The organism is Methylocystis sp. (assembly GCF_051061285.1).
In the GTDB taxonomy this organism is placed as follows: domain Bacteria; phylum Pseudomonadota; class Alphaproteobacteria; order Rhizobiales; family Beijerinckiaceae; genus Methylocystis.
In genome coordinates this window covers 17156-43547 of sequence record NZ_JBPFEA010000018.1, presented here as the reverse complement: position 1 = coordinate 43547, position 26392 = coordinate 17156, and the positions used below count along the sequence as shown (strand labels likewise).

The 26392-nt window shown below is 60.9% G+C and carries 21 protein-coding genes; 12 read left to right on the top strand and 9 right to left on the bottom strand.

Features of this window, described 5'->3' with window-relative positions:
- The first annotated feature begins 2 nt into the window (after window positions 1–2).
- The 3 genes from bufB to ACR65T_RS06290 are packed head-to-tail and all read left to right on the top strand — an operon-like array spanning window position 3 to window position 2237.
- Complete coding sequence (gene bufB / locus ACR65T_RS06300; RefSeq protein ID WP_434495678.1) at window positions 3–929, top strand: MNIO family bufferin maturase; 927 nt, start codon at window positions 3–5, stop codon at window positions 927–929.
- Window positions 913–1686, top strand: coding sequence for an HvfC/BufC N-terminal domain-containing protein (locus tag ACR65T_RS06295; RefSeq protein ID WP_434495677.1), 774 nt, complete (start codon window positions 913–915; stop codon window positions 1684–1686). Before bufB ends, ACR65T_RS06295 begins: the two co-directional genes overlap by 17 nt.
- Window positions 1687–1742: 56 nt before the next feature.
- Window positions 1743–2237, top strand: a complete 495-nt coding sequence (locus tag ACR65T_RS06290) for a DoxX family protein (protein ID WP_434495676.1) — start codon at window positions 1743–1745, stop codon at window positions 2235–2237.
- 262 nt (window positions 2238–2499) lie between these two features.
- On the opposite strand, the gene ACR65T_RS06285 is transcribed toward ACR65T_RS06290, so the two are convergent.
- Window positions 2500–2733: a hypothetical protein gene (locus ACR65T_RS06285; protein WP_434495675.1), complete on the bottom strand. Its 234-nt coding sequence runs from the start codon at window positions 2731–2733 to the stop codon at window positions 2500–2502.
- A gap of 279 nt (window positions 2734–3012) precedes the next feature.
- Between ACR65T_RS06285 and ACR65T_RS06280 the strand changes: the two genes are divergently transcribed.
- On the top strand, window positions 3013–3495 hold the full coding sequence (locus tag ACR65T_RS06280; RefSeq protein WP_434495674.1) for a hypothetical protein: 483 nt from the start codon (window positions 3013–3015) through the stop codon (window positions 3493–3495).
- Window positions 3496–3540: 45 nt separating this feature from the next.
- On the opposite strand, the gene ACR65T_RS06275 is transcribed toward ACR65T_RS06280, so the two are convergent.
- Both ACR65T_RS06275 and ACR65T_RS06270 read right to left on the bottom strand, forming a co-directional pair.
- Window positions 3541–3696: a hypothetical protein gene (locus ACR65T_RS06275; RefSeq protein WP_434495673.1), complete on the bottom strand. Its 156-nt coding sequence runs from the start codon at window positions 3694–3696 to the stop codon at window positions 3541–3543.
- 149 nt (window positions 3697–3845) lie between these two features.
- Complete coding sequence (locus ACR65T_RS06270) at window positions 3846–4058, bottom strand: cold-shock protein (RefSeq protein ID WP_018408066.1); 213 nt, start codon at window positions 4056–4058, stop codon at window positions 3846–3848.
- A gap of 390 nt (window positions 4059–4448) precedes the next feature.
- On the opposite strand from ACR65T_RS06270, the gene ACR65T_RS06265 reads away from it, so the two are divergent.
- Complete coding sequence (locus ACR65T_RS06265) at window positions 4449–4727, top strand: hypothetical protein (protein WP_434495672.1); 279 nt, start codon at window positions 4449–4451, stop codon at window positions 4725–4727.
- 66 nt (window positions 4728–4793) lie between these two features.
- Here the strand turns inward: ACR65T_RS06265 and ACR65T_RS06260 are convergent, their stop codons facing one another.
- Window positions 4794–7667, bottom strand: coding sequence for a discoidin domain-containing protein (locus tag ACR65T_RS06260; RefSeq protein WP_434495671.1), 2874 nt, complete (start codon window positions 7665–7667; stop codon window positions 4794–4796).
- A 158-nt stretch (window positions 7668–7825) separates the two neighbouring features.
- On the opposite strand from ACR65T_RS06260, the gene ACR65T_RS06255 reads away from it, so the two are divergent.
- Window positions 7826–11203 (top strand): GH36-type glycosyl hydrolase domain-containing protein, encoded by a 3378-nt coding sequence (locus tag ACR65T_RS06255; protein WP_434495670.1) that lies wholly within the window; start codon window positions 7826–7828, stop codon window positions 11201–11203.
- Here ACR65T_RS06255 and ACR65T_RS06250 read toward each other — a convergent pair.
- From ACR65T_RS06250 to ACR65T_RS06235, 4 genes are all read right to left on the bottom strand, one after another.
- Complete coding sequence (locus ACR65T_RS06250) at window positions 11200–12678, bottom strand: glycoside hydrolase family 15 protein (RefSeq protein WP_434495669.1); 1479 nt, start codon at window positions 12676–12678, stop codon at window positions 11200–11202. The two genes, ACR65T_RS06255 and ACR65T_RS06250, sit on opposite strands and share 4 nt — an antisense overlap.
- 191 nt (window positions 12679–12869) lie before the next feature.
- Entirely contained in the window at window positions 12870–14678 is a 1809-nt protein-coding gene (locus ACR65T_RS06245; protein ID WP_434495668.1) for an ABC transporter ATP-binding protein/permease, read from the bottom strand.
- A 666-nt stretch (window positions 14679–15344) separates the two neighbouring features.
- Window positions 15345–16496 carry a patatin-like phospholipase family protein gene (locus ACR65T_RS06240; RefSeq protein ID WP_434495727.1) on the bottom strand — a complete coding sequence of 384 codons (1152 nt, stop codon included), beginning with the start codon at window positions 16494–16496 and terminating at the stop codon, window positions 15345–15347.
- Window positions 16497–16817: 321 nt separating this feature from the next.
- Window positions 16818–17555, bottom strand: a complete 738-nt coding sequence (locus ACR65T_RS06235; RefSeq protein ID WP_434495667.1) for an acetoacetate decarboxylase — start codon at window positions 17553–17555, stop codon at window positions 16818–16820.
- A 514-nt stretch (window positions 17556–18069) separates the two neighbouring features.
- Here ACR65T_RS06235 and cyoA point away from each other — a divergent pair.
- The 6 genes from cyoA to ACR65T_RS06205 all read left to right on the top strand — a co-directional run bounded on the left by cyoA (window position 18070) and on the right by ACR65T_RS06205 (window position 25428).
- Window positions 18070–18921, top strand: a complete 852-nt coding sequence (gene cyoA / locus ACR65T_RS06230) for a ubiquinol oxidase subunit II (protein ID WP_434495666.1) — start codon at window positions 18070–18072, stop codon at window positions 18919–18921.
- Window positions 18918–20930 (top strand): cbb3-type cytochrome c oxidase subunit I, encoded by a 2013-nt coding sequence (locus ACR65T_RS06225; protein ID WP_434495665.1) that lies wholly within the window; start codon window positions 18918–18920, stop codon window positions 20928–20930. Before cyoA ends, ACR65T_RS06225 begins: the two co-directional genes overlap by 4 nt.
- The gene (locus tag ACR65T_RS06220) at window positions 20927–21592 is read left to right on the top strand and encodes a cytochrome c oxidase subunit 3 (protein WP_434495664.1); all 666 of its coding nucleotides are present in this window, start codon (window positions 20927–20929) and stop codon (window positions 21590–21592) included. Before ACR65T_RS06225 ends, ACR65T_RS06220 begins: the two co-directional genes overlap by 4 nt.
- Window positions 21589–22731, top strand: a complete 1143-nt coding sequence (gene cyoD, locus ACR65T_RS06215) for a cytochrome o ubiquinol oxidase subunit IV (RefSeq protein ID WP_434495663.1) — start codon at window positions 21589–21591, stop codon at window positions 22729–22731. Before ACR65T_RS06220 ends, cyoD begins: the two co-directional genes overlap by 4 nt.
- 111 nt (window positions 22732–22842) lie before the next feature.
- The gene (locus tag ACR65T_RS06210) at window positions 22843–24612 is read left to right on the top strand and encodes a pyrroloquinoline quinone-dependent dehydrogenase (RefSeq protein ID WP_434495662.1); all 1770 of its coding nucleotides are present in this window, start codon (window positions 22843–22845) and stop codon (window positions 24610–24612) included.
- Window positions 24613–24828: 216 nt separating this feature from the next.
- Entirely contained in the window at window positions 24829–25428 is a 600-nt protein-coding gene (locus ACR65T_RS06205; RefSeq protein ID WP_434495661.1) for a hypothetical protein, read from the top strand.
- A 148-nt stretch (window positions 25429–25576) separates the two neighbouring features.
- Here ACR65T_RS06205 and ACR65T_RS06200 read toward each other — a convergent pair whose 3' ends face one another.
- Window positions 25577–26254 carry a hypothetical protein gene (locus ACR65T_RS06200; RefSeq protein WP_434495660.1) on the bottom strand — a complete coding sequence of 226 codons (678 nt, stop codon included), beginning with the start codon at window positions 26252–26254 and terminating at the stop codon, window positions 25577–25579.
- Between the last annotated feature and the right edge of the window lie 138 nt (window positions 26255–26392).

Genomic DNA, 26392 nt, shown 5'->3' with positions numbered 1-26392 from the left:
GCATGGGCACGCGTTCCGCCCCCGAACATTGCCGCGAGCACGCAGCCTCCTCGCTGCCCGCTCGCGCTGGCGTCGGTTTCAAGAGCGCGCATCTCGCGGACATCCAAGCCTCGGCGCGCGATGTCGGATTTTTCGAAATCCACGCCGAGAATTACATGGGCGCCGGCGGGACTCCGCACGCGCAGCTGATGCGTTTGCGCCGAGATTCGCCCCTCTCGATCCATGGCGTCGGCCTGTCGATCGGCGGCGCTGAGCCTCTCGACCGCGCGCATCTTGGCCGCCTGAAGACGCTTGTCGAACGCTATGATCCAGCGGCGTGCTCCGAACATCTCGCCTGGTCGACGCAGGGCGCGCGCTTTCTGAACGACCTGCTGCCCCTGCCCTATAATGCGACGACATTGGCGCATGTCGTCGCTCATGTGGATGAAATCCAGGAGGCGCTCGGCAGGCCGATGCTCCTCGAAAACCCAGCAGCCTATCTGCGGTTCCGATCCTCGGAATATTCGGAGATCGAATTCCTGCGCGAAGTCGTGCGCCGCACGGATTGCCGGCTGCTGCTCGACGTGACCAACGCCTATGTCAGCGCAGCGAACCTCGCCTATTCGGCGGAGGACTATATCGACGCCTTCCCGATGTCCTATGTCGAAGAGATACATCTTGCCGGATATGCCGAGGATGTCGACGAAATTGGCGGCCCTCTGCTGATCGACGCGCATTGCGCGCCCGTCCCTGACCCGGTTTGGCGCCTCTATGATCGCGCGCTGGCGCGACGCGGACCGGTCGCGACGCTGATCGAATGGGACAACGACGTTCCCTCCTGGCCGACCCTCTTGGCGCAAGCCACGCAAGCGGAGGCGTTCCTTGCAAGGCGGCGGCGCGCTGTCGAAGACAGCTTGAGATCGGAGGCGCTTCATGACGACCTCGGCTGACTTCGATCAGGGCGCATTTGTCCGCGCGCTGCTCGAGCCAGAGCAGCCGCCGCCGAAGGGGGTTGAAACCCCCGGCGGCTTTCCGCCAGAGCGACGATTCGCGGTCTATCGCAACAATATGTGCGTCGGACTGGTCGACGCGCTGGCGGAGCGCTTTCCAATTTGCTTGCAGTTGGTCGGCGATGAATTTTTCCGCGCCATGGCGCAATGCTATGCGCGCGAACGCCTTCCGCGCACGCCGATGCTTTTCGAGTATGGCGACGCGTTTGCGACGTTCGTTTCGGAATTTGAGCCGGCGCGCGAACTTCCTTACCTTCCGGACGTCGCGCGGCTGGAATATGCCGTAGGCGCAGCCTATCACGCCGCTGACGCCGCGCCGCTGTCGTTGGATTTCCTGCGCGCCCTGCCGCTCGATCGATTGGAAAGCGCAACGGCTGCTCTACATCCCTCGACGCATGTGATCGCATCAAAACATCCGATCGTTTCGATCTGGCGACGGCACATGTCGGATGAAAAGATGAAGCCGCTGGAATTGGACCGCGGCGAAGAGGCGCTTGTCGTCCGTCCCGAGCTGGCGATCAGCGTGTCAACGCTTCCTGCCGGCGGATCGGCTTTCGTGGATGCGCTCAGGAGGGGAGGAACATTCGGCGAAGCCGTGAATGCGGCGACCGGCGTCGCGGCGGATTTCAAACTGACCGACTGCTTGCGCGAGCTTCTCTTGACTGGAGCCTTCGTGGCCGTCAGCGTCGCGCACTGAACTTAAAAAACGCGTTTTGGCGTGGCCGCGGCGATCATTGATGGAGCTTGAATGCAATGAATTTCATAAGAAAGATCGCACGCTGGTTGGATGCGATCCCCTACTCTCTGATCGCCCTCTTCCTGCGCATCGTCGCCGCGCATCCGTTCTTCGTCTCCGGTCAGACTAAGATTGAAGGACCAACTCTCGGCCGCGACATTTTCGGCCTTGATCTGTCGTTCCAGATCCCGACAGCCGTGCGCAGCGCGACCTTCGCGCTATTCGCCGACGAATATAAACTGCCGCTCATTTCGCCGAACGCCGCCGCCTATGTGACGAGCGGCCTCGAATTCGTCCTGCCGCTGCTGCTTGTCCTTGGACTTTTGACGCGCTTGTCGGCGTTCATTCTTCTGGGGATGACAATCGTCATCCAGATCTTCGTCTATCCCGATGCATGGTGGACGGTCCATGCCTATTGGATGGCGATCCTCACCGTGTTGATCGCCCGTGGGCCCGGCGCGATCTCCCTTGACCATCTGCTGTTTCGAGCGTGGTCGCCGAGGCGCGCTTAAGGCGCCTCGACATAGACAACAGAACCTGTCTGCTGAGGCGCAGTGTGTGCGTGAGCCAAACCGACCCCGACTCCGAAGAAGATGACCGACCCGATGATGGCTCCGACGATCGTTCTGCTAAATTTCGACATGACGTCCTCCTGTTGTTTTGCTGAGGAGAACGCTACGCGTTACAGAACCGTGCGAATGTGCGCCTTCGCACGCGGCCCTCACGAGGACCGATCGTCGCCTGGCTTCTCTGCGCCTTCAGCAGGAAATTGCCTCAGCGGCGGTTGACCCACACGCCGAGGATCGCGCCGCCGATCGCGCCGGCGATGGCGCATATGAATGCAACGGAAAGTCCTGCCGCAGCAACGCCCAAACCTGCGGCCAGTGCGGAGCCGATTCCGGCAAAGGCAAGCGGAGCCGTCGCGCCGCTGATGTCGTCAGAGGTCTTTGCGTCCGTCTTGGCGAATGTTTTGGCGTATGGCTTGGCCATCTTCGGTGTCTTGGCCATTGTTCTGATCCTCGCTTACGCTCAGGCCTTCCGCCTGATCGCGCTCGCAAGGACAGATAGGGCGCCTCTCTCCACCGGGGCATACTGCCGTAAGGCGCTAAGGACTCTGAAGCAGCTTAAAGAGGGTCGCCCACGAGCGCTGCGCGCTTTGCGCGACGCCGCGCTCTAGCGGGATCTTTAATCCGCGTCTGCGCCTCAGGCGGGACTTGTTATCGACCGGCGGCGGCGCAACGGGTAATCTTTGCTGTCGTAAAGCGGCCGAATCTCGCGGCCGAAAAAGTGCTGTTCATCGACTTCGAGGGAACAGCCGGCGAGCGCTTTTGGCGTAAGCTCCTCTACGGCGAAGCGTATGGCCTCCGAGGCGTGCGCGAAGCGCCGAAAATTGAGGGACTTCGAATTCCAATTGGCAGCCTTGGAAAAAAAGAGGGCGGCTTCCGTTCGATATTGCTTCGCGTCCATCGACCCCTCCAGAAACTATTGCATGAAGTCTTCCCGCGCGACGAGTTCGAGAGCGGATTCTACGGCGACCCTCTCCTGCCCATCGCGTTCTCTCTTCATTCGGTATTGCAGGCCGGCGCCGGCGTCCGGCAGATGGCGCGTGACGCTGAACGAATCCGTCCCCGTCGCAGCCCCGAATTTTTGGATCACGCGAACCCCAATCGCGAATTTATGCGAGGGAGAGGCGGTAAGCCTTTGCGCCGGACGCCGAAAGCTTCGGATCGTGTCGTTGTCATTGGTCATGTGGAGGCGCTCCTCGAGTGATCGTCATGAGCGCATTCAGGCGCTGGAGCCTGCCATGCGCTCGACTTACCGCCGTCGCTTCGCTTCGGCTTCGCGCGCCTGGAGCTTTTCAACGGTCAGCCAGGACGAATCCTTGACGACTGCCGCCGCACCCCCGTCGCGGGGTTTATCCTTCTTGGGCTTTTTCGCTTCGCGATTACTGCGTTGTTGGCCTTTAGCCATGTCCGCCCCTCGTATGAATGGGCCGCGCGCTCAACGTCCACTGCTGCGCAATCCTGCGCGGACTCTTGAAGAGTCTTGTTCCTCCTAAAAGGAACTTCCCCGGCCCCTGGCGTGCCGCATTGCAGAACGCCGGGGGCCGGGACGAATGGTTAGGCTGCGACTTGCAGCTGATCGGCCGAAGACTTTCCGCTACGACGATCGATGGCGATTTCGTAGCTGAGCTTCTGGCCTTCCGCGAGACCCATAAGTCCCGCGCGCTCAACCGCGCTGATGTGGACGAATACGTCCGGGCCGCCGGATTCCGGCTGGATGAAGCCAAAGCCTTTTTGGGCGTTGAACCATTTTACGATACCGGTCTGCATGACATGTCCTTTCGAGAACAGCTGTCTGCGCCACGCAAGATTGCGTGGCGCTTGGGGATCGAAGTTCTGGAGAGGAAGTCAGAAGCCGACGCGCCAAGGGAGCGGAAGCAAGATCATTCGGCCGAAACTCGATATTTAATATTTAGCGCATATGGGCGAAAATACAAGCTGAAACGCGAGAAGAACTGAGCGAATATGACGCCTCGGCCGGCCTTCGAAGGCGAAACATTCCGACCCGTTGATGGAGGCAAGAATAGGTTCAGCTTCAACTTCGAGACGAAATAAGGTCCAAAAGAAATTGCTTTCATCGGCAGCAACGCCCATTTCGTGAACACGCCCGGCGTCGCGGCAGAGCGCCAAGCGAATTCGCCAAGCGAAGGAGCAAGGGTGATGAATGAAAAAGCCACTCTCCGATTTGCATCATCCGCGTGGTGGGCTGAACATCCCCGGACCAACCTCGTGGTTGTGCATGCGATTCTTTCGCTCTCCACGAATGACCGGACCCCAGAGGAGATATGGCTCGCGCCGACCACCGACGAGTGGCGAAAAGTTGCTGAACTCGCCGCTGACTGCTGCGATGACGGCGATTTGGCGTTGACCGGCGATAGAATGGCGTGGCGGATCCTATCGAGAACATTTCGGGGAGACGCGCCGCCCTTCTCGATCTAAAGGCGTCGCGGGCGCCTTTTGGAGTAAGCCCCCGACCTCTGCGGAGGCGCGCTCCAGTGAATGTGTTCAATAGTCGATAACCAGCCTGCGGAAATACGCAGAAGAGATCACATCGCCGTCGATGTCGCACAGCCTCCCATCCGCCACAGCGCGCCGAGCCGCGGGATAGCGTAGCGTCACGCGGTCTGGCGACGGTCCCGTCAAGGCCAGTTCGACTGTCACGGCGGAATTCACCCGGCTAGCTCGGAGATCAAGGAAGCCGAAAGTTGTTGGTAGCTTTTCCAGCCTTATGCCCTCTCCCTCCCACCAGTGATCAGGAACGGCGCGGAATAGTTCGAGAGTGGCGCCGTTTTCCCGAACCAACATCCTTCGAACGGCGGCAACGAACTCGGCCCCAACCCAGGTGTGCGGCATATCGCCGATATATTGCGGCGACCGAGGCGGGCTCCACACGACTTCCGCCCAATGTCGCCAATTTCTTGGCCTCCGGCAATCGAGTACGAGGGCGAGCAGACGAAAAGCGTCTTCGAATCGGCCCAGCGACACGAAGGCGTTGAGGTTGCGGATGGCGTAGGGCACGAAGCCGCCTTCGAAATCCGGCGCGCTGATTGATTTGATGCGAGCGGCGCTGAGGTCGTAGGTCGCTCGCAGGAGCTCGTGAGGAAGCACATCCTCGACGCGGCAGGGCTCGAAGGCAATCGAGGTGGACGTCGGATCAATGTCGCCACGGTCGGCCGAGCCTGCGATGAGGCCTTTGCCCAGGAACGCCGCAGTCATGCGAAGAGAGCAGGCGAGATTTGCGGCGAACTCCTGTCCCCTTGCCTTGGCGCGCGCCGCAGTCTTCCTCTCGCCAGCTTCGTTCGCCAGATATTCGCAATTGCGCCAGGCGCTCAAGGCGAAGAAATCGTCCCAATAGCTATAAGTGGGCTCGCCATAGCCCTCATGACTGATGGAGCGGGGCAAGAGCCCATGAAATCGGGATTCTGGCCCATGCAGCGCATTGGTTCGAGCGCAAAGCTCTTCGATGAAAAAGGTCGCTCGGACCACGGGTTCGATAATGGCGGCGAGGAAGGCGCGATCCTTCGATATCCGATATGCCTCCGCCGCGATGCCGACGAACTCGCCCTGGGCGTCGAACTCGATTCCGCTGCCATAACCATGGTTGAGCGCGCCGTCCTCATCGAGGATGGGCGGAACCAAGCCGTTCGCGCAAATTCGTTTCGAGTACCAGAGGACGAAGGCTTTGGCTTCATCGATCAATCCAGCCCAGAGCAAGGCGAGGGCTTGGGCGGAGCCGTCGCGTATCCATACGCGGTCATAATTTCTCGGACCGGGCTTGAAAGCGAATCGCGTCGCATTCACGAGGATCAGCGTGGTTTGCGCTTCGACCGTCTCGGTAATCTCCTTATCGCCGACCACGATTCTTCTGGGGCCTATCCTTCTTCTCCAGCCATCGGCGACGCTTTTGCGGATGGCGGAGAACGCCACGCTGGCGTCGGGCGCGACGCCATCCTGAAGCGGCGCGGCGACAAGGATGGCGTCGCTTGCGTCGGGCGCCAGAGAAAAAGCGAACTCTAAGGCGGCGCTGAGAAGGCCTGACTCCGAACGCAGGCTCCGGTCCGTCGCCCTCGCGCCGTTTTCGATGTGCCTTACGACGTCGCCATTGTCGAAGTCGGCCACGGTTATGACGTCGGGGTCGCGCGAAAAGGCGGCATGGACACGATCGTTGATCCGCACCTCCCGGCGCTCGACGCAAATGGCGTCGATAAGCGTGTGGCCGCCATGCTGCCAATAGGGATTGATCTGAACCGGCCGCACCGCCAGCACGAGCGCGCCATCGCGATGCGCGCCGCCGTGGTTGACGATGCGATACTCGACCAGCGCCTGGCCGGCATGGGCGAGGGCGGTCGCCCGAACCTCCATGTCCTGCGCAGACCAAACGACGCTCGGGATCGGCAGCGTTCCGCTTTCAAGAGAGCAGCGAATTTGTTCGCTCGCGGGAGCGCCGATGAGTTTTGCCCCCACGCGCAGCAGGGGCATGATTTGGGCCGATCCGCGTCGCGGTTCGAGATTGCCGTATTCGTCGAAAAGGGCTTCTTCCGTGTATTCGAACTCTCCCAGCACGGTCCAATAGACTTGGCGTCCGAGCAGCGATTGCGGGTAGAGATCGCCGCGTCCCGCGCGCGCCGCCCGCTCCAATTGGCCGATCGGCATCCGATCCCTGTCGAGGATGCGGAGTTTGAGTTCATTGACGACGGCGCCGTCGGGCGCGCTCGCCGCATGCACGGTCAGGCGAATGTAGCGGCTGGCCGAGTAAGGCCACCAGAAGCTGTCGCTCTGGCCTTCTCCGGTCGAGATGCGGCCGAGTTCGCGAAACTCTTGGCCGTCATCGGAGAGATAGGCCGAGAAATCCGTTCCGTATGTTTCTCCCCATTCCACCAGCGTCCCCGCCACCGATCGGACATAGCCGAGATCGACGGTGATGCTTTCGCCCGCCGCGAGCCTGACCGGCGCATGGCCGAGCGCCGCGATCCGGCCCTCCTCCAGTGTCGAAACCGCGTCTGCGGGCCCATAGAGGTTGATTTCCACGATCTCTGGACCTGGCCGGCGCTCAGGGTTTTCGCAGCTCCAGCGCACGAAGCGGGCCTGTGCCGGCGGGAAGCCGAAAACCTCCTGTCCGCCCTCGCCGTGTCGGGTGGCGCAAAGACGCGTCCAGGCTTCGCCGTCCGGCGAGCCCGCGAACACATATTGGCGCGCCGACCGATGACCCCAGTAGATTTCCAATCCGCCGAGCGTGGCGACGACGCCGAGATCGATCTCGAGCCAGGGCTTTTCCGAGAGATCTGAGACCCAAATCGTGGCGTAGCGATCGTCGATCGCATGACGAGGAACATCGCTGCTGGCGCTCGCCTTCCACATCGCTTTCCGTGGGACGGTCATGGCTCTCCTTTGGAAGGTTGCGGACTTCGGCGATTACGCCGAGGCTTCGGTATATAGTTGGTTCTTTGGGCCGTCGGGACGAGGCTCAGGCTCGGCGAGAGTGCGCGAGTTCAGTTGCGCGCCGGCGCCACGTCGCACAACGAAGGGTCGCCGCCCGCATGGAAGACAGCCCGCCGACCATGGATCGCCGCCGCTTGGAGAGCGAATCCGGATTGACCGTTAAAGCAAATGCCAACGGCTCGATCCGGCGCATGTCTCACCAAGGAGTCTTGCTCAATCTGTTCCTCGGAGATGAGATCGAGGGCGGACCGGCCAACATTTACCTGCGGCGACTGGACGGTCAGGGCGAGGCGATCGGCTTTCTCGCGCCGCTGAGCCGCAAGACGGCGCGCTTCGACAATCGCAGCATGAACCTTGTGGGCGAATGGCGGGATATCAGCTTTTCGCTGACTCTGCTTCTTTCCTCATCCGCCGCCTCATGGTTCTGGCGTCTGACGCTGGAAAATCGCGGCGAAACCTCCCAAACCTTGGATCTCATCTATGTGCAGGACTTGGCGCTGGCCGATTACGGCGCAGCACGGTCGAACGAATACTATGTCAGCCAATATGTCGATCATTCGCCTCTGTTTCACCCGGAGCGGGGCGTGGTCGTCGCCTCCCGCCAGAACCAGCATGTCGGCGGACGCAACCCGTGGTGCGTGATCGGCTCTCTGCGGCGTGGCGTCAGCTTCGCCACTGACGCTTTGCAGGTTTACGGTCTCTCGACGCGCGCTGGGGGCGCGCCTGCGGCCCTGACGCAGGGGCTAGCCGGCAAACGTCTACAGCACGAGCATTCTCTTGCCGCCATCCAGGACGCGCCGATCTCGCTCGCGAAAGGAGAACGAGCGGAGTGCGGCTTCTTTGGCTGGTTGGAACGGGATCATCCGGCGGCGACGTCGCCCGCGGATTTGGCTTTCGTCGAGCTGGCGCTGGCGCTGCCCGAAGCGAAATCCGACTGCCCTCGCTACGCTAGCGGACAAGACGCTTCGGCCCCGCCGAGCCTGTTCTGCTCCGCGCCTCTTCTCGACGCGATCGAGCTGAGTGAAGCCGAGATTGTCAATCTATTCGGCGATAACTTGCGGGAAGCGGAGCGCGAGGACGGCCGCCTTCTCTCCTTCTTTACCGGCGAGCGCAGCCATGTCGCGCTCAAGGCGAAAGAACGCGCTGTGCTGCGGCCCCATGGACATATCCTGCGCACCGGCGGCGGTCTCATTCCCGACGAGGCGGCGATGACCTCGACCGTCTGGATGTCGGGCGTGTTCAATTCGATGCTGACCCAGGGTCATGCAAGCGTTAATCGGTTTCTGTCCACAACCCGCAGCTATCTCGGCCTGTTCCGCTCGCATGGCCAGCGGTTGTTCGTTGACGCCGGCGACGGATGGCGCTTGCTCGACGAGCCCTCGGCCTTCGAAATGACGCCGGAAGCCTGCCGCTGGCATTACAAGCACCAGACGGGACTGATCCGGGTCGAGAGCCGTGCGCTCACCGAGACCCACGAGTTGCGTCTTTCCATCGACGTTCTCTCCGGAGCGCCGCTGCGCCTACTCCTGTCGAACCGCATCGCCCTCGACGGCGATGACGGCGTCGACGCGGCGGCGGCGCGCTATGAGCGGGACGGCGAAGGCGTTTTTGTTCGACCGAACGCGGACAGCGAGGTCGGAAGACGCTTTCCCCATGGCGGCTTCCGTATCGATCTGTTGCCTGGCGCGTCCCTAGAGAGAGTCGCTGGAGATGAAGCGCTCTTTCCTGACGGCGTCTCAAGGCGCGAGCCGTTCCTGTGCCTCATTGTCGCGCCCGCAAGCTCGATCTGCTTTCGTATCCAGGGACGCCTGTTGGCGCCCGAGCCGGCTGCAGCCATGGAAACCGATCGCTATTGGCGAGGCATGTCGCTGGGGCTCCGCATCCTCGCGCCCACCGACGGCCCTCTGGCCAAGGACGCGGCTCGGCTCGGCGAAATCCTGCCCTGGTTTGCGCAAAACGCGCTCGTCCATTACCTCGCGCCGCGTGGCCTCGAACAATTTTCCGGCGGCGGCTGGGGCGCCCGCGATGTCGCCCAGGGACCTGTCGAGATGCTCCTGGCGCTTGGCCGCTTCGAGCCGTTGCGCGACCTTCTGCTGCGCCTCTTTCGCCAACAGAACCCGGACGGCGATTGGCCGCAATGGTTCGGAATCTTCGAGCGGGACAGATGCGGCCGCGCTGAGTATTCCCACGGCGACATCGTGTTCTGGCCGCTGCTGGCGCTCGCCAAATATCTCTGCGCTTCCGGAGATCGGTCGATTCTCGACGAGGAGGCGCCTTTCTTTGGCGAAGAAGACGCGGCGAGCGAACGGACGACGATAGAGCGCCATGTCGAGCGGGCGCTGACTCTCATCGAACGCCGCGTTATTTGCGGGACCGATCTCGCCGCCTATGGTCACGGCGACTGGAACGACTCACTGCAGCCTGCCGACGCGAGCAAGCGCGAAAATCTCTGCAGCTCCTGGACGGTGACGCTACACCACCAGACTTTTGTCGCGCTCGCTGGCGCATATCAGCAATTGGGCTTGATCATTGAGGCGGAGAGTCTGCGTAGCCAGGCCGAATGCGTGCGAAAGGACTTTCAGCGCCTCTTGATCGTCGACGGCGTGCTTGCAGGCCTCGCCTTTTTCCATGGTACGGATGATGTCGCGTATCTACTGCATCCGCGCGATGCGGCGACGGGCGTTTCCTACCGCCTGATTCCCATGATCCACGCGATTATCAACGGCCTGTTCACGCCCGAGCAGGCGCGCAAGCATCTTGCGCTGATCGAGCGGCATCTGACGGCGCCAGACGGCGCCAGACTGTTCGATCGGCCGATGGAATATCGTGGCGGGCTTCAAAAATATTTCCGGCGGGCGGAGAGCGCCGCGTTCTTTGGCCGCGAAATCGGCCTGATGTATACGCACGCTCATTTGCGCTACGCGGAAGCGTTGTGGCGTTACGGCGACGCGGAGGGGTTCTTTCGCGCGCTTTGCCAAGCGAATCCGATCGGCGTGCGCAGTCTCATCCCCTCGGCGGCGCTGCGTCAGGCGAATTGCTACTTCACCAGCTCCGACGCCGCTTTTGACGACCGCTACGAAGCTCGCGATCAGTACGGAGGCGTCATGCTCGGGACGGTTCCGACCGAGGGCGGCTGGCGGATCTATTCCAGCGGCCCAGGCGTCGCCGTCCGCTTGATCCTCTGCTGCTTGCTCGGACTGACCCAGGAAAAGTCGGCGCTCGTCCTCGACCCGGCGATCCCACCAAGCTTGGATGGCTTGCGGATTGAGGTCGCGCTCTTCGGCCGTCCCTTCGAGGTAAGCTACAGGATCGCGCGCATCGGCTGCGGGCTGATCGGCGTGAACCTCAACGGCGCCGATCTACCCTTCGAGCGTCGCGCCAACCCCTACCGCCTCGGCGCCGCTGAAATTCCGATAAAGGCGGTGCGGAGCCGGATTACGGCTGGCGTAAACCGCCTGTCGTTGAGAATTTGTTAGCTTTCGTTGCATGCGTCGATCGCGCGAGCAGCGCGTCGGCGCGCGGCATGGGCCAGGATAAAGCAGGCGTAGCTCCAGGTGAGATTGTCGGCCGATGTCGGCATCCCGTCATATTGGCTGAATTGTTCAGCCAGCTCACGCGACGCCGGCGTAAAGCGGCGCACCGTCTCTAGGAACATGTCGCCCCGGTGAAGCGCCGCCGCCGCCAGCCGTTCACGAAGCTTTGCCGCAAGCGCGCCGTTCGAGAGAGACGCAGCGGGCGTTTGCAAAAGAGCGGCGAGCGACGCGCGGCTTTCCTCGGCGACGACGACTTCTTCTTCCTCGGCTGCGGCCTGCGCAAGAAGAAAGCAAAATTGCGCCGCGCCCAGCGTCGAAAAGTAATAGGCGCCCCCGCTAAAATAACAGTCGCCGGCATATCGGCCGAGCGCCGGCGCGCAATTGGCGGGGCGGGTGCGGTTTATTTGATATTCCTTCTCGAACAAGCGCTCGAGCGCCGCCAGCGTCGCGAGCGTCTTGGGATCGACGACGCTATGCGGACCCGCGCGTCGACCCGCGTGGACAGTCGCAAGGACGACGGCGATGTCGAGACGCCGTGGCGCCGGCGCCTCCCGCCCAGCGTCCGTCTCAGTCAGACGGCCGCGATAGACGCCATCCTCGGGATCGAAATGCCGATCGAGCTCGGCGAGAAGCGCGCCTGCGGCGGCGGCGCAGGCTGTCGCGCGCACCGTATCGCCCTGCGCGGCCAGGAACGTGGCGCCTGCGGCGAGCGCCGCCTGCTGGACGAGACGCGTGTGGTAATGGAAGCCAATGCTTTCCTCCCACAGATCGCAACAGGGCAGCCGCCAGTGTGAAAGCGTATAGTCGAGATCATAGCGCAAGAGCGCCAGGGCGGGTGCTCCCGCCCGCGCCCGGAAGGCGTCGAGCGAGAAAAAGCGCATCACCGCAAGCGCGCGCAAAGCAGGGCCGTCATTTTGGGGCCGACCCCACTTTAGCACGTCGAGACTTCCGTCAGCATTGTAGCGCGCTTCGCCCAACGTCTTGTCGCCGGTGATTTCGGCGATCTCCGCGCGCGCGCGCAGATGCTCAAGAAAGGAAGTCTCGACCGTTTCGGGATAGCAGCCACGCTGCAGGAACGCTGGGCCGTCCAGCGAGCAAAGCGTCAGGCTAAAAGCGACGAAGTCGACAAGATGCTGGCCTTCGGAGGGCTCGAGCGTTTTGTCTTCGATGGCTTCGCGCAGCGCGTCGACGGCGATCGCGGAGTCGCGCAGCCAGTGAAAGAAATAGTCGGGCTTCGGGTCATATGCCGCCATCTCAGGCGAGGCCACGATCGATCCGCGCGCGGGGCGGATTGTCTGCCCCAAAGCGAGCCGACGCTTCACCAAGCTCGTCGCGGAGACTGCGCGCAGCATCGCCTTTGCGCAGAAACGATGCTGCTCCCTCGTCCACTCCAAAAGTCCATTCAGCTCCTGGTTCATCCTCTGCCTCGGTGTCCGGCCATTCTTGCTGCGTATCGCGGGTCGCTATTGTTTCGGTCCCTTCGGCTTGAGCGCAGATGGAAGCGACTTGCCTTGCGTCTCAAATGGCGACGCGACCGCGGCTTCGTTCAATCGACCAGACTCGGCAAAAAGATGAAACGCTCAAGCGTCAATTAGAATTCGACGCGTCCCTATTCCGCTGCCTTTGTCGCATTCGACAATGACACATTCGAAGACGGTCGGCCTGGATGGTCAGGCGTCTTGAGATGTTGACCGCCACGCTCCAACGAGAGCTCGATGACCTGCGTATAAAATGTGCTCTTTTCACGTTCGCTGCCGATCGAAAGAAGCGCTGCTCCGGCGAGTTCCTGATCAAAAATCTCCAATACGGCCGTGCGCAAGGGTACGGGAAGCGTCTCGATCGCCGTATCGGCGACGACGCAAGCGGGCCGATGCAACAGCAGTCGACCGAAGGCGACGCCCTGCTGCTCGGGATCGGTAAGATCCCTGTCCCAATGCGACCTGAGATCGAGTGATTCAAAGAGATAAGAAAGTCCTAGACGAGCAAGCGCAGCTTGGTATTCCGCATCGGAGAAGGTGTCTGGCCTCGAGGGATAGGCAAGAACTTCGCGCAACGATCCCTCGGGGATATAAGGCCGTTTCGCCAGAAACATTGTCGTCGTCGGCAGCTCGATCTTGCCGCTGCCCCAGGGCCATAATCCAGCTACGGCGCGAAATAGACTTGTTTTACCCGAACGGACCCCGCCCACCACAAGGACACGCTCGCCCGGCGCAACTTTTAGGTGGGACTCGCTCAAAATTATGCGGCCCGCTGGCGACAGTAATTTCAGCTCTTCGAGCATGAGCTCGCCGGTCTCGACCGTCGACAGCTTGATGCGCTCATCGCCTGTTCCGACCGTGTCCATTTGCAGCAGCGCCAAACGAAAAGCGCCGACGCGCAACAGTGTCGCCCGCCAATCCGCGATTGGGCCAGTGTTATCGACGAACCATCGTAGAGATGTCTGGACCTGTGTGAAGGCTCCAGCAGCCATGAGCATGCCGCCGAAGGTAAGATCGCCGCCGAAGTAAGCGGGAGAGGCGACGATAAGGGGGGCGATGATCGTGAACCAGCCATAACCCGCGGTCATCCAAGTTAGCCGGGTCGTCGCAGCGACGAGTTTCTTCAGGACTGCGAGAAGACGGTCGAATTCGCCGTTTAGGCGCGCCCGCTCTTCGCGTTCGCCGCGGTAAACAGCAATGCCTTCGCAATGCGCAGCAGTGTGGACCAAAGCGACGCGAAGTTCGGCCTCACGCGCGTAACGCGCCGCATTTAGATCCATGAGCGGCCTGCCGACACGCCACGTCGCGAGAGAAGCGATGGCGGCATAAAGAAGGGCCGCCCACACCATATAGCCGGGAATGGCGAAACTCCGATCGCCCAAATGGAAGGTTACGCCCGTCGAAAGATTCCACAAAACCCCGAGAAAACTCGCGATAAGGAGGGAGGCCTGGAACAGTCCCACACCGAGGTCGGTTGAAAGCTCCGCAAGATGATGGGCATCTTCATGGATGCGTTGGTCTGGGTTTTCGCCAAGATCGCTGGCGCCGGCGAGGAGGAACGCGCGCCTCGGTATTAGCCATTGCTCGAACAAATCACGCGTCAAGCCCTCTCGCAATTTCATTCTCAGCGTCTGATTAAGCCAAGTCTGTGAGACATTCAGGATCAGCAAGGAGCCGGCAATTACCCCATAAACGCCGAGCTGATTGAAGAAGGTCAACAAATCTTTTCGCTCGATCGCGTCATAAAATGGCTGATTCCAGGCATTGAGCTTGACCTGTGCATAGGCAGTCGCGCCGATCACCCCAACAAGACCGATTAGAAGAGAGGTCAATGCGGAGCGTTGATGAGAAAGACGCAGCAGACTCGCCATCGTCGCTAATAAAGAAAGGAGTCCATTGTTCGCAGTTGGCGCGCCCAGATTCGGTTGAGGGGTAATCATGTCGTCGTCCGTTCGCTCAAGGACCGGTGTGGTCAGCTGCCTTTCCCGCGGCGCCCATCTTGCCTAAGCTCCGGACTCATGACCAGTAGCTGACGGTTGCTGCAAGCCGCCTGACCCCCTGCTTCGTTCCGGTCTCGTGAGGGCCGACCAATTCACCAACTTAGGGTCTGATGGAGTGGATGCCCCCTCCTGACGGCATCGCGATGCGCCAAGGCGGCTCCCGACAAAGGGGCGAGAAAAAGAGCATCGAGCGCTTCCGGTTCGGTGGCGGCGCGCGCCACCTTGAGGATTTGCCCAGTCCTCGTCGACGGTGCAAATCGCTGTTTCTTCCAATGACATGTCCAGTCCGGCAAAAAACGTCATGGCTGCCGCTTCCCGATGCTCGGGACGATTCGGCACCGACCACGTTCTCACATCTCGATAGGGGCAGCCTCCTTCAACATCCTTCGGCCGAGACCTCAGACACTAAGTTCGCTTTCTTTGTCATGCGCTATTGCGGCGCTGAATTCCGCTTTGGCGATGCAAAGCACGTAAAAGGACGCAGACCATCTTTCGATGTATCGCGACTTGGCTGGTGAGTGACATGCGCCGCAAGCCGGCGCCGATTTGCCTCACACTGGCTCACTCGTATGGGCGAGGGCAACTCCGGTGGATGCGCCTATCCTGTCAATCCATCTCGGCGAGCACGAATTCATTCAGACGTTCATCGTGTTCAAAGAGCGCCACGCCCGAAGCCCCGTTCGGCGGCGTTCGCCACTGTTTCGACCATAGGGCGCTGTCCGCCGCCGCACGCCCCGCCGCCCAGTGACGCTGCATCGAAACCCTTGAGAATTCGCAGTCCTTCGCCGCGCCTTCAAAGGCCGCGCCGGAATAGACGAGACGCACGATGGTGAAAATGCGTTGCTCGCCCCGCGACAGCAACTGTGAAATCTTCGGCGTCGACGCCATCTCAGGCGGTATGACGTCCCGCAACAGGAAGATGGCGCGCCGCAATTCATGTATCTCTTTGAAATGCGCAACGCTCGTGCGCGTACGGCTCGAATAGATAATATCCTTTCGCCGCTCAAGAACGTCGTTGATCGTTCTCGGCTCTTTCCCTGTAGAGTTGAAAAGGTCGACTTCGAAGATCAATGATTTTGGGCGCCGGGCGGCGTCGAGAACATAGGAAAGCGGCGTATTCGAGACGATCCCGCCATCCCAGTAATAATCGGAGCCGATTTTGATCGGCGGGAATCCAGGCGGCAGCGCGCCGCTCGCCATGACATTATCAGGGCCGATGCGCGTCTCACGATTGTCGAAACAAACCACCTGCCCGGTTTTAACGTTCACAGAGCGAAGGCTAAACCGCACGGAGCCGGAATTGATGATGTCGAAATCGACATGCTGTTCGAGTAATTTTCGTAATGGCGACGTGTCATAGAAGCTGGTGTCGCCGTCGCCGATAAGTTCGTCAAACGGAAACTCGACGCGCGGCAAAAAAAATCCGGGAACCCCGAATGTGAAACAGCGTAAGGAGCTGAGCGACGAATAAAGGCTTTCGCTGCTCGCGCCTGAAAAGGCTAAGGCCGCGGGCGGAAAATCCGCGGTCACGCTTTCCCAAAAGGAGCGCAGCTTGTCTACGCGACTCTCGGGCGCGTTGCCAGCTATGATCGACGCGTTGATTGCTCCGATCGAAACCCCCACGATCCAATCAAATTCGATCCCCGCGCGCGAGAGACTTTCTAGGGCCCCCGCTTGATATGCGCCCAACGATCCGCCTCCTTGGAGAACGAGAATCGTTTCGTCATATTCCCTGTCGAGCCCAGGCTGATTTTTCATCATTGAACATCCGGGTTACGAATTGACGCTCGCCTTTATCGCTCTTGAGCGTGGCGGTCGTCATCTGATTTTACAAATCGCTACATAATCTCCGATTTGATTTCTGACGTTTGACGGGAGCGAGAACTTCGTCGGCATTCTGTTCGGACATAAAAATGCGTCAGGATTTCAAAGATTCCTGCGGCGTGGCATACAAGCCGTTCGGGCCGAACGGGCGTTCATCCGCGCCATTCACAACTTCATAAAGTTGCAAACGCGATCTGAACCGACAAACTCCTTGAACGATCAAACGATTATGAATCTAGTTCGAGCTCGGCTCATTCAGGCGAGATAATCGAATACGATCTTGCCGAGGCCGAGCGTGAGATCGGCTACGATGTGCGTGGCGCCAAGGATTTCGCGCACAGGCAGATCCGCCACGGGCGCCAGCGCGTGCGGATGTAGATCGAGCGAGGCCGGCCCCGTAAAGGCGCTTTTCAAAACGACATCCTCGAGGCGATAATCGACAAGCTCCAGAATGCGCGGCGAGCCATCAACATGTGGAATAATCTTTAGGAGATAGTTGGGCGTCGCCAACGCCTCGAGGATCTCGTTGTGATCCAGGCTCGTGTGGTTGTAGCCCATTATGCCGTTCGCGACGCGCACGGGCCCGTAGTCGAGCGAGCCGATAAGCGCATCGCGCACGACGTGAAGTTTCGGCTGCGCAAATTTTTTGGGAAACCCCCAGAGTTCGCGGCCGCCGTAAATCGGCGGCCCGTCGTTCAAAAACATCGCGTGGGTATACTGGCCTTTGACGCCCTTGAAACGTACCGGAATGACCTGTCCCGACTCGCAATAATCGCCGAAGCCGGTCGAGTCGGGCATTTTAATGAATTCGAATTTGACGATTGGCTCGTCAATTTCGAGCGGCTCCGGCACGACTCGCTCCAACGCCTCGCGGTCAGTGCGATAGGTGATGATCAGAAATTCGCGGTTGAAGAAACGATAGGGCCCGGGCGGAAAGGCGGGGCTCGTGAGCGGCATGGCGAAGGCGGTCTTTCGCACGTCGTCGATCTTCATAATGTGACCCCCCATGGCTGTTGCAGTCGATGATGTTGAGCGAATCCCGTTTGCGCGTCAGTTGAAAGACTACTTGGAATCGGACTCTCTCGCGAGCCCGCCTCGGTCATCCCAGATCTTTGGCAGGTTGCCTACTCGCCAGGCATTCCGCGGGTGCGACGCCTGCGAGGCTATCCTATGTTTAGCGCGCACGCATCCTCGCCGTGCTACGCCCGAAAGCAATGCAGATGAGGCGCAGACATGAGTTCGGTAGCGCGCTTATGTTAGGCCGTATGGACTCTCGTCTTGATTGTTCTGCGGCAGAAACTTATCCTTCGCAAAATGGTTTTACATTTGGGTTGCTCGTCGACCGACCCACCATGACCAGCGAAGTTCACGTCACGCCGTTCTCATGTGCCGACCTAAAAAGATCGCTTAACTGAGAAAGATTGTTGACATGCAGCCGAGCCATGCAGCGCGGCGCCCTTTCGCGGCGAGCTTAAAGAGTATCAAGACCCTTCCGCCGAAGGCTGCAATGTTGCTGCTGGCGGGCTGCTCCGGCGGGGTCCTCGATCCCAAGGGCCAGATCGCCGCCGAGGAGAGTGAAATTCTCCTCAATTCAGTCGGAACCATGCTGATCATCGTCGCGCCAACCCTCCTGGCGACGCTCGGCTTCGCATGGTGGTTCCGCGCATCCAATCGCAAGGCGCGCTATCTTCCCTACTGGGTGTTCTCTGGACGCTTGGAGCTGGTCAACTGGGGCTACCCGCTGCTCATCATCCTCTTTCTTGGCGGATTGATCTGGATCGGCTCGCACCGACTCGATCCGTTTCGGCCAATCGCCGCAGCCGGCAAGCAACTTGAAGTGCAAGTCGTTTCGCTCGATTGGAAATGGCTCTTCATCTATCCTGAACAGGCTGTCGCAAGCGTTAATGAACTCGTTTTGCCGGTCGAAGCGCCGGTCCATTTCTCGATTACCTCCGCTACGGTGATGAATTCGTTCTTCGTGCCGCAGCTGGGAGGCATGATCGCCGCGATGCCCCGGATGACAACGCAGCTCCATTTGAAAGCGGATCACATAGGCGATCTCTGGGGCCTTTCGACCCAATTCAGCGGCGATGGCTTCGCCGGAATGCGCTTCGACGTGCGGGTAAAATCGAACGAGGATTTCGAGCGCTGGGTTGAGAATGCGCGAAAGAGCGCTTGCGATCTCGATCGCGCCGGCTACGCCGCTCTTCTGCGCCCGAGCCAGGATGTGCGTCCTTTCGTCTATCGCTCAGTCGTTCCTGCCCTGTTCGTCAAAATCGTTACAGGAAAATTCTCTACGCCGAATAGTACGGGCGAGCAGGAACCGTCCACTGTTGCTTGCCCGGAGACGGCGCAATGAAATTATGGGGTAATCTGTCATGGGACGCGATCCCATGGAATTCGCCGCTCCCACTGATTGCGGGCGGAGTCGTGATCGTCATTTGTATCGGGATCGCGGCATGGATCGTGCTTGCTGGTCATCTTCCCTATCTCTGGAAGGAATGGATCACCAGCGTCGATCACAAGCGCATCGGCGTCATGTATATTCTGCTCGGCCTTGTTATGATGCTGCGCGGATTCGCCGACGCGATCCTGATGCGCTCGCAGCAGGCTTATGCGTTCCGCGCGCAAGGTTACCTTCCGCCCGAGCATTTCGATCAGATCTTCAGCTCGCACGGCACGATCATGATCTTTTTTGGCGCCATGCCGCTGATGATCGGTCTGATGAATTTCGTCATCCCTTTGCAGCTCGGCATGCGGGATGTGGCCTTTCCGACATGGAACTCAACCAGCCTGTGGCTCACCGCCACTGGCGCTCTGCTGGTCAATATCTCTCTCGTCGTCGGCGTGTTCTCACGCGCCGGATGGCTGCCCTACCCGCCTCTCTCCGAACTGGAGTTCTCGCCCGACGTGGGCGTCGACTATTATCTGTGGGCGCTGCTCATTTCCGGCGTCGGCACGCTTGTGACGGGAATCAACTTCGTCACGACGATCCTCAAGATGCGCGCTCCGGGCATGGGCTATCTGAGAATGTCCATGTATTGCTGGACGGCGCTCGCATCCAATATGCTCATCGTCGCCGCCTTCCCGATACTGACGGCGACGCTCGCAATGCTTGCCCTCGACCGCTATCTCGGCTTCCATTTCTTCACCGCCGCGGGCGGCGGCAATATGATGATGTTCATCAATCTGATTTGGGCTTGGGGACATCCCGAGGTCTACATCCTCGTGCTGCCCGCCTTCGGCATATTTTCCGAGGTCATCTCGACTTTCTCGAGCAGACCATTGTTCGGCTATCGGTCGATGGTGATCGCGACTCTCGGAATTTGTGTCATCTCCTTTCTGGTGTGGCTGCATCATTTCTTCACCATGGGAGCCGGCGGAACCGTCAATGCGGCGTTCGGCATCGCCACCAGCGTGATCGCAGTCGTGACCGGCGTCAAAGTCTTCAACTGGCTCTTCACCATGTATGGCGGCCGCATTCACTACAAGACGCCGATGCTGTGGGCGCTCGGCTTCCTCGTGACCTTCGTGATCGGCGGCATGACGGGCGTTCTCCTCGCGGTTCCGCCCGCGGATTTTCTTCTGCACAACAGCCTTTTCCTTGTCGCCCATTTCCACAACACCATCATCGGCGGCGTCGTGTTTGGCACCTTTGCAGGCATCGCCTACTGGTTCCCGAAAGCTTTCGGCTTTCGCCTGCAGGAAGGTTGGGGCGTCGCCGCCTTCTGGCTCACCCTCGCCGCTTTCTACGCCGTCTTTGTTCCGCTCTATGTCACGGGCCTGCTTGGCATGCCGCGCCGCATGCAGCACTACGATATGGAGATGTGGCGGCCCTGGATGCTCGCGGCGATGGTCGGCATTGGGCTTTTCGGACTCGCCTTGATTTGCCAAATTATCCAGCTCGTCGTCAGTATCCGTCAGCGTGATCGACTGCGGGACGAGACTGGCGACCCTTGGAACGGCCGCTCGCTGGAATGGGCCACGCCGTCGCCGCCGCCGAAATTCAACTTCGCCGTGCAGCCCACCGTATATGGCGAGGAGCCCTATTGGGAGATCAAGCAGCGCGCGATTGCGAGCCAACAGAACGAAGAGCGCTATGAATCGATCAAGCTCCCGAGAAACAACGCTACCGGATTTGTGACGGGTTTTTTCACGACTGTCACCGGGTTTGCGATGGTGTGGCGGATCTGGTGGCTGGCGGCCCTGGGCCTCGTCGCCGCCTATGCGGTGTTTGTCTGGTACGCATGGCGCGACGTCCCTGAGGAGAAAATTCCGGCGGAAGAAGCTGCGCGCATCGATCGCGCGCACCGCAAGAGCCGCGCCGAGTGGCTCGCGCGCCATTCCGAGAGGGGCGAGGCGGCATGACGATGATCGAAGCGCCGACGGCCGCGCACGGCCGACCTGTCGACCCTTACAGACTCGGCCGCGCCGACGGCCTGGCGACCGGCCATGGCGACGCGGGACCCGCATCCGAGCGCGTCATCATCGCCTTCGGCTTCTGGATTTTCCTGCTCAGCGACATCGTGATGTTCTCCGCCTTCTTCGCGGCGCATGCGGTATTGCAGACCGCGACAGACAATGGACCGACGGGTCAGGAGTTGTTCGATCCGTCAAAGGTCGCGATCGAAACCGGGTGTCTGCTTGTTTCAAGTTTCACCTGCGGCCTCTCGGCGGTGGCGACGAATGCGCGCAATTTGTTCTGGACGCAGGCGGCGCTGCTCGCGACCGGCCTGCTCGGCCTCGCCTTCCTGTCCCTCGAGGCCCATGAATTCTACGGCATGATCGCCAGCGGCGCGGGCCCGGACCGTAGCGCCTTTCTCTCGTCCTTTTTCGCCCTCGTCGGCCTGCATGGCGCTCATGTCAGCATCGGCCTGCTCTGGCTCGGCACGATGATGGCGCAGCTCTTCGTCAAAGGCTTCGGACCCATTCTCTACAGGCTGGTCTGCTTCAACCTCTTCTGGCATGTGCTCGACATTATCTGGGTTGCGATATTCACGGTCGTCTATTTGATCGGAGAAGGGCGATGAGCGAAGTCGAAGGACGAAACGCCGAGGACGTCGCACCGGGATTCATGGATGCGCCAGGCGGCGGTCTGCGCGAGGGCCTCCTGACCTATGCGACGGGCTTTGTGCTCGCTGCGGCGCTCACCGTGGGGTCCTTCGTTCTTGTTCGAACGAATCTGATCTGGGGACCCGGCATCGTCATGGCGCTCGTCGCCTTGGCGATCGCTCAAATCGGCGTGCATCTCGTTTTTTTTCTCCACCTCACCACGGCGCCGGACAACACCAATAATGCGCTCGCGCTCGCATTCGGCGTGTTGATCGTCACGCTCGTGGTTGGCGGCTCCTTGTGGATCATGGCGCATCTCAATCAGAATGTGATGCCCGGGCATGGATTGGGGCGGATGGACCTCGAGACTCTCGCGGCCGAGAACGCCGTGCGCGCAAAGGGCGTCGTCGCTCCGATCGCGCCGGAGGCGCTCGAGGCGCGCGTCTCAGGCGTCATTACATCCGTTCAATGCGATGAGGGCATGCATGTCGATGCGGGTCAGGTCTGCGCCGAGATCAATCCGCAGCCCGGTCAGGCGGCCGTCGATAAGAAGGCTGACGAACTGCGCGTGACCGAGGCTCGTCTCGAAAAAGATCAAAGAAAGCTCGGCGCGGCGCGCGCGGCTCTGCAGCGCAAGGAAGCGGCCGGCGCACGCGGCAAGGCGGTCGGTCGGCTGCGAAGGTCGGTCGAGAGACTGCAGACGCAGGTTGACGGCGCCGAAAGCGATGTTCAACGGGCGCAGGCGGCGCTCGCAGTGGCCAAGATCGAAGTGGGCGAGACGCGCATCGTTTCTCCAATCGAGGGAACGATCCACGCGCGCAACGTCGAGCCGGGCCGCCAGGTTTCGGCGAAAGCCCAGACGCCGCTGTTCGTCGTCGCTCCCGATTCGGCGCATGTCGACGCCACGATCAGCTCCGCGGAAAGCGGCCGAATCTCGGTGGGCGACACGGCGGTCTTCACCGTGGACGCGATTCCAGGGCGGGCGTTTTCCGGCGAGGTGACGAAGATCGAGCCCTCGCCGAGCGGCGCTGAGGCGATCGTCGGCATTGCGGCGTCCGATCCGAGCCATGTCCTCAGGCCCGGAATGACGGCGACGGTGCGCATCCCGGCGCGATAGAGCAAATTTTCACCATCGCCCGCTCGATCACGCGCGGCGGAGGCGGCGACGCTGGATTTGACCAAGGACGATTTTGCAAGCCGAGGTTGTCCGGGCGAGAGGAGGTCGTTCATGAACAAAGCGGCAAAAATCGCGATTGGCGTCACAGCCGCCGTCAGCATTGCGGTCGCGGGGACGATTGTCGCGAATTGGAACGCCTTCGTTCCGATCGCGGCGATGGGAATAAACTATGTGCGCTACCTCAACGCGCCCCGGGGCGAGCTGACGGTCGAAACCGCAGAGGGTTTTGACGCCGCGAACACAGGCCCCGCCCGCTCTCTTCCGCCGGATGACGGTCTCTGGCCAAGCTACAACAAGACGCTCACTTCCGACCGCTTCTCCTCCTTAAACGAGATTAACCGCGAGAACGCGGGCCAGCTCAAAGTGCTCTGCACCTATGACACGGGCCAATACACCGGCTTCAACTCGGGTCTCCTCCTGGTGGACGGGGCGCTGCTCTTTGCAACCGAATACGACACATTTTCCATCGACCCGACGACCTGCCGTGAAATCTGGCGCAAGCATGAGAGCTATACGCCGGCGACGCCTCAAGGAGTTAACCGCGGCGTCGCCTATCTCGACGGGCGCGTATTCCGGGGCACACAGGACGGGCGCGTGCTCGCCTATGATTTCAAGACCGGCGAACGCCTGTGGGAGACCGCCATCGCCGACCCCGAGAAGAGCGAGAGCGCGCCCGCCGCGCCGATCGCCTGGAACGGCCTCGTCTTCATCGGCAATGCGGGCGGCGACTTCAAAGGCGTGAAGGGCCGCATGTATGCGCTCGATGCAGCGACCGGGCGGATCGTCTGGGAGTTCTATCTCGTCCCCAAACAGCCCGGCGATCCGACCCGCGGCCCTCAGGGCGAAACGCCGCTCGATGCGTCGAGCTGGAAAATGGCCGCCGATTCGCCGATCTCAGGCGGCGCGACCTGGACGTCCTATACGCTCGATCCGCAAACAGGGCTGCTCTATGTGCCGGGCGGCAATCCTGCGCCGGACTTTGACGTGATGCTGCGGGGCGGCGAAAATCTCTACTCGAATTCGGTGATCGTGCTCGACGCGAAGACCGGAGCCTATCGCGCGCATTTCAAGCTGCTGCCCAAGGACTGGCACGATTGGGACGTCTCCAGCGCGCCGGCGCTGGTCGCGACCGCGTCGGGTCGGCGCATGATGCTGGTCGCGCCCAAGGACGGCCATCTCTACGGCTTCGACCTCGAGACGAAAGAGCGGCTCTATCGCGTCCCGGTGACGAGGATCGAGAATGCTGACGTCGCATTCTCAGCCGACAAAAGCGTGCATTTTTGTCCCGGTTCGGTGGGCGGCGCCGAATGGAACGGACCAGCCTACGACCCGCAGAACAATCTTGTTCTAGTCGGCGAGGTTCAATGGTGCACGACTGTCAGAGTCGAACCTAACCGAAAGGTCGAGGGCGCGGCGAATTTCACGCCCTGGTCCGGAGAGGACTCCATCAATCCCTTCAACATGTGGGGCAAAGCCGATCCGGTGTTTCAATGGGCGGGCTGGCTCTATGCGGTCGATGCGGACAACGGTCGATGGCGCTGGCGGGCCAAGACCAACTATCCCGTGCAGAGCGGCGTGGCGCCGACGGCGGGCGGCGTCGTTTTCTTCGGCGATATGGGCGGCAATTTCTATGCGCTCGACGCGGATACGGGCCGCAAGCTCTGGGGCAGGAAGATCGGCGGCGCGGTCGGCGGCGGCGTCATCACTTTCGCGACGGCGAAGGGCCAGCGCGTGGCCGCCGCGACCGGTCTCACGGAGGTCCTTTGGCCGACCGAGATCACCACGGCCAAGGTTTCGATCCTGGGCCTCGCTCAGAATTGAACGCGCGGCTGGCGATCGGCGTGGCTCGCTTCAACTGCCGCGAAGAATTTTGGCGTTCGTGCACTGAAGTCCACGTTTGGCGTCAAAGGAAAATTCACATCAAAGCGCTATGGTTGGACAGCAAGCTCGGCCGCATTACCTAACAATGGTCGCGGTGGCTAGCCTTCGCACAAGTTGCTGGGTGTAACTGGCTAAAGAGTTGCTTGGGAGGTGAAGTTGTCGGACAATCGAATCCAAAAGGCCCCCACGGACGTTGGCCTCGAAAACCTGGTCCGCGAAGAACTGCTCGCCCTCCTGCGCGATGTGACGGAGCAGCGCGACAACCTGCTTTCGAAATACGAGGCCATGGCGTTTCAAGTCGACGAGTCGGTCCGAGAAATCGCCGCTGATCAGCTGGACGCACAGGAAAATGCCAAAAGGGCCGAGGCGAGCGAGCATCGCGCGGAGCAAGAGGCCACGCACGTCACTGAACTTTCGCGCCAGCTCGACGAAGAGCGCCGGAAGAGAGCCGAGATCTCTGCGGAATTTTCCCGTTTTCGCGACGCGATGAAGGATGCGCCAGTTGAAGACCCGTGGGGCGTATTGTGGCGCGCGGTTTCGCAGATCGTCAGCAATTCGGTCGGCTGGATGCGCGCGAAAATCCCGCCGGACAGCCCGTTTTTGCCGTGGTTCGACCGAGCGATCGAGTTAGCGAAAGCAGCAGGGCGCCTCGCATGGAGATGGGGTAAGGCCCTCTTCGAATGGGCGAAGCCACGCGTCATCGATTTGTGGAAGCGGCTCGCAAGCGAAGGCGCACGGCGCATCAACAAGGAATAGCGCAACTGCAAGGGAGAGGAGTGGATTCATCACGCTTCCTCTCAGTCCGCGAGCAGGAGCTTCGATGTAAGTTTCGAAGTTGGCATACCTCGAGGAATCTCCCCGCATCTTCCAAATGTGGGGCGGATGGTTATTCGCCCAGTTGCAGTTAGATGGGCCAAAAATCCGCCGGCCGCGCTGGGGGGATGTCCCGGAGAAAGTTGAAAATGGAGGAGCGGCGTTGCTCGCCTTGAGCCGTTAGGCTCGGGGTGCTGATACCACGAAAGGAAAGCAACGCCATGAAGGAACATACCACATCGAAGGCGATTCCCACGCATGCGCTGAAAGCCGAGCGCTGGCGAGCGTGTCGGCGAGCTTCGAGCGGTTTTGCCTTGCCGCCGGGGTCGAGACGCCGAACGAGATGATGGAGCAGGATGCGGCGGCGGTCTGCGGCGAGCGTCACGAGCGGGGCGAACGGCGCAAGGCGCATCGCTGGGGGAGGACGAGAGGCAAGATCGGCTTCCACGGCGGCAAGGTCGAGATCGAGCGCCCGCGCGTTCGCGGACTCGACGTCGATAGATTGTCGATGAGCGCCTGCACGGTCGTCGCGTTTTCCGTCGTGAACATCGTCGAGAATGTCATGAGCACGGTGCGGCGCGTCTGCCGAAACGTCAAATATTCGCGCTCGCCATCGATGGCCCTGCGAAGCAGACTCGATGATCTCGATCTGCTGGCGATCCAGATCGACGGCATTCACATGGACGAGGACATGATCCTCGTCGCGGCGATCGGCGTCGACGCGAACGGCGACAAACACCCGCTCGGCCTCGTGGGCCGCCGCCGCCATGCAGGAAGCAAGGAAAGGCTTCCGGCGATTGAAGGCGCACAAGCATCTGGAAGCTCTCCGAGCCGCTCTCGTGCAGCGAAACGCAAAGGCCGCGTCAGCGGACGCATCTTGTTCAAACCGCCGCGGCCGCATAAGATT

Bases quoted from the DNA above. Each gene is read 5' to 3' on its own strand.
- bufB (WP_434495678.1), top strand. From the start codon at position 3: ATGGGCACGCGTTCCGCCCCCGAACATTGCCGCGAGCACGCAGCCTCC.
- ACR65T_RS06295 (WP_434495677.1), top strand. From the start codon at position 913: ATGACGACCTCGGCTGACTTCGATCAGGGCGCATTTGTCCGCGCGCTG.
- ACR65T_RS06290 (WP_434495676.1), top strand. From the start codon at position 1,743: ATGAATTTCATAAGAAAGATCGCACGCTGGTTGGATGCGATCCCCTAC.
- ACR65T_RS06285 (WP_434495675.1), bottom strand. From the start codon at position 2,733: ATGGCCAAGACACCGAAGATGGCCAAGCCATACGCCAAAACATTCGCC.
- ACR65T_RS06275 (WP_434495673.1), bottom strand. From the start codon at position 3,696: ATGGCTAAAGGCCAACAACGCAGTAATCGCGAAGCGAAAAAGCCCAAG.
- ACR65T_RS06270 (WP_018408066.1), bottom strand. From the start codon at position 4,058: ATGCAGACCGGTATCGTAAAATGGTTCAACGCCCAAAAAGGCTTTGGC.
- ACR65T_RS06265 (WP_434495672.1), top strand. From the start codon at position 4,449: ATGAATGAAAAAGCCACTCTCCGATTTGCATCATCCGCGTGGTGGGCT.
- ACR65T_RS06260 (WP_434495671.1), bottom strand. From the start codon at position 7,667: ATGACCGTCCCACGGAAAGCGATGTGGAAGGCGAGCGCCAGCAGCGAT.
- ACR65T_RS06255 (WP_434495670.1), top strand. From the start codon at position 7,826: ATGGAAGACAGCCCGCCGACCATGGATCGCCGCCGCTTGGAGAGCGAA.
- ACR65T_RS06250 (WP_434495669.1), bottom strand. From the start codon at position 12,678: ATGAACCAGGAGCTGAATGGACTTTTGGAGTGGACGAGGGAGCAGCAT.
- ACR65T_RS06245 (WP_434495668.1), bottom strand. From the start codon at position 14,678: ATGATTACCCCTCAACCGAATCTGGGCGCGCCAACTGCGAACAATGGA.
- ACR65T_RS06240 (WP_434495727.1), bottom strand. From the start codon at position 16,496: ATGAAAAATCAGCCTGGGCTCGACAGGGAATATGACGAAACGATTCTC.
- ACR65T_RS06235 (WP_434495667.1), bottom strand. From the start codon at position 17,555: ATGAAGATCGACGACGTGCGAAAGACCGCCTTCGCCATGCCGCTCACG.
- cyoA (WP_434495666.1), top strand. From the start codon at position 18,070: ATGTTGCTGCTGGCGGGCTGCTCCGGCGGGGTCCTCGATCCCAAGGGC.
- ACR65T_RS06225 (WP_434495665.1), top strand. From the start codon at position 18,918: ATGAAATTATGGGGTAATCTGTCATGGGACGCGATCCCATGGAATTCG.
- ACR65T_RS06220 (WP_434495664.1), top strand. From the start codon at position 20,927: ATGACGATGATCGAAGCGCCGACGGCCGCGCACGGCCGACCTGTCGAC.
- cyoD (WP_434495663.1), top strand. From the start codon at position 21,589: ATGAGCGAAGTCGAAGGACGAAACGCCGAGGACGTCGCACCGGGATTC.
- ACR65T_RS06210 (WP_434495662.1), top strand. From the start codon at position 22,843: ATGAACAAAGCGGCAAAAATCGCGATTGGCGTCACAGCCGCCGTCAGC.
- ACR65T_RS06200 (WP_434495660.1), bottom strand. From the start codon at position 26,254: ATGGCGGCGGCGGCCCACGAGGCCGAGCGGGTGTTTGTCGCCGTTCGC.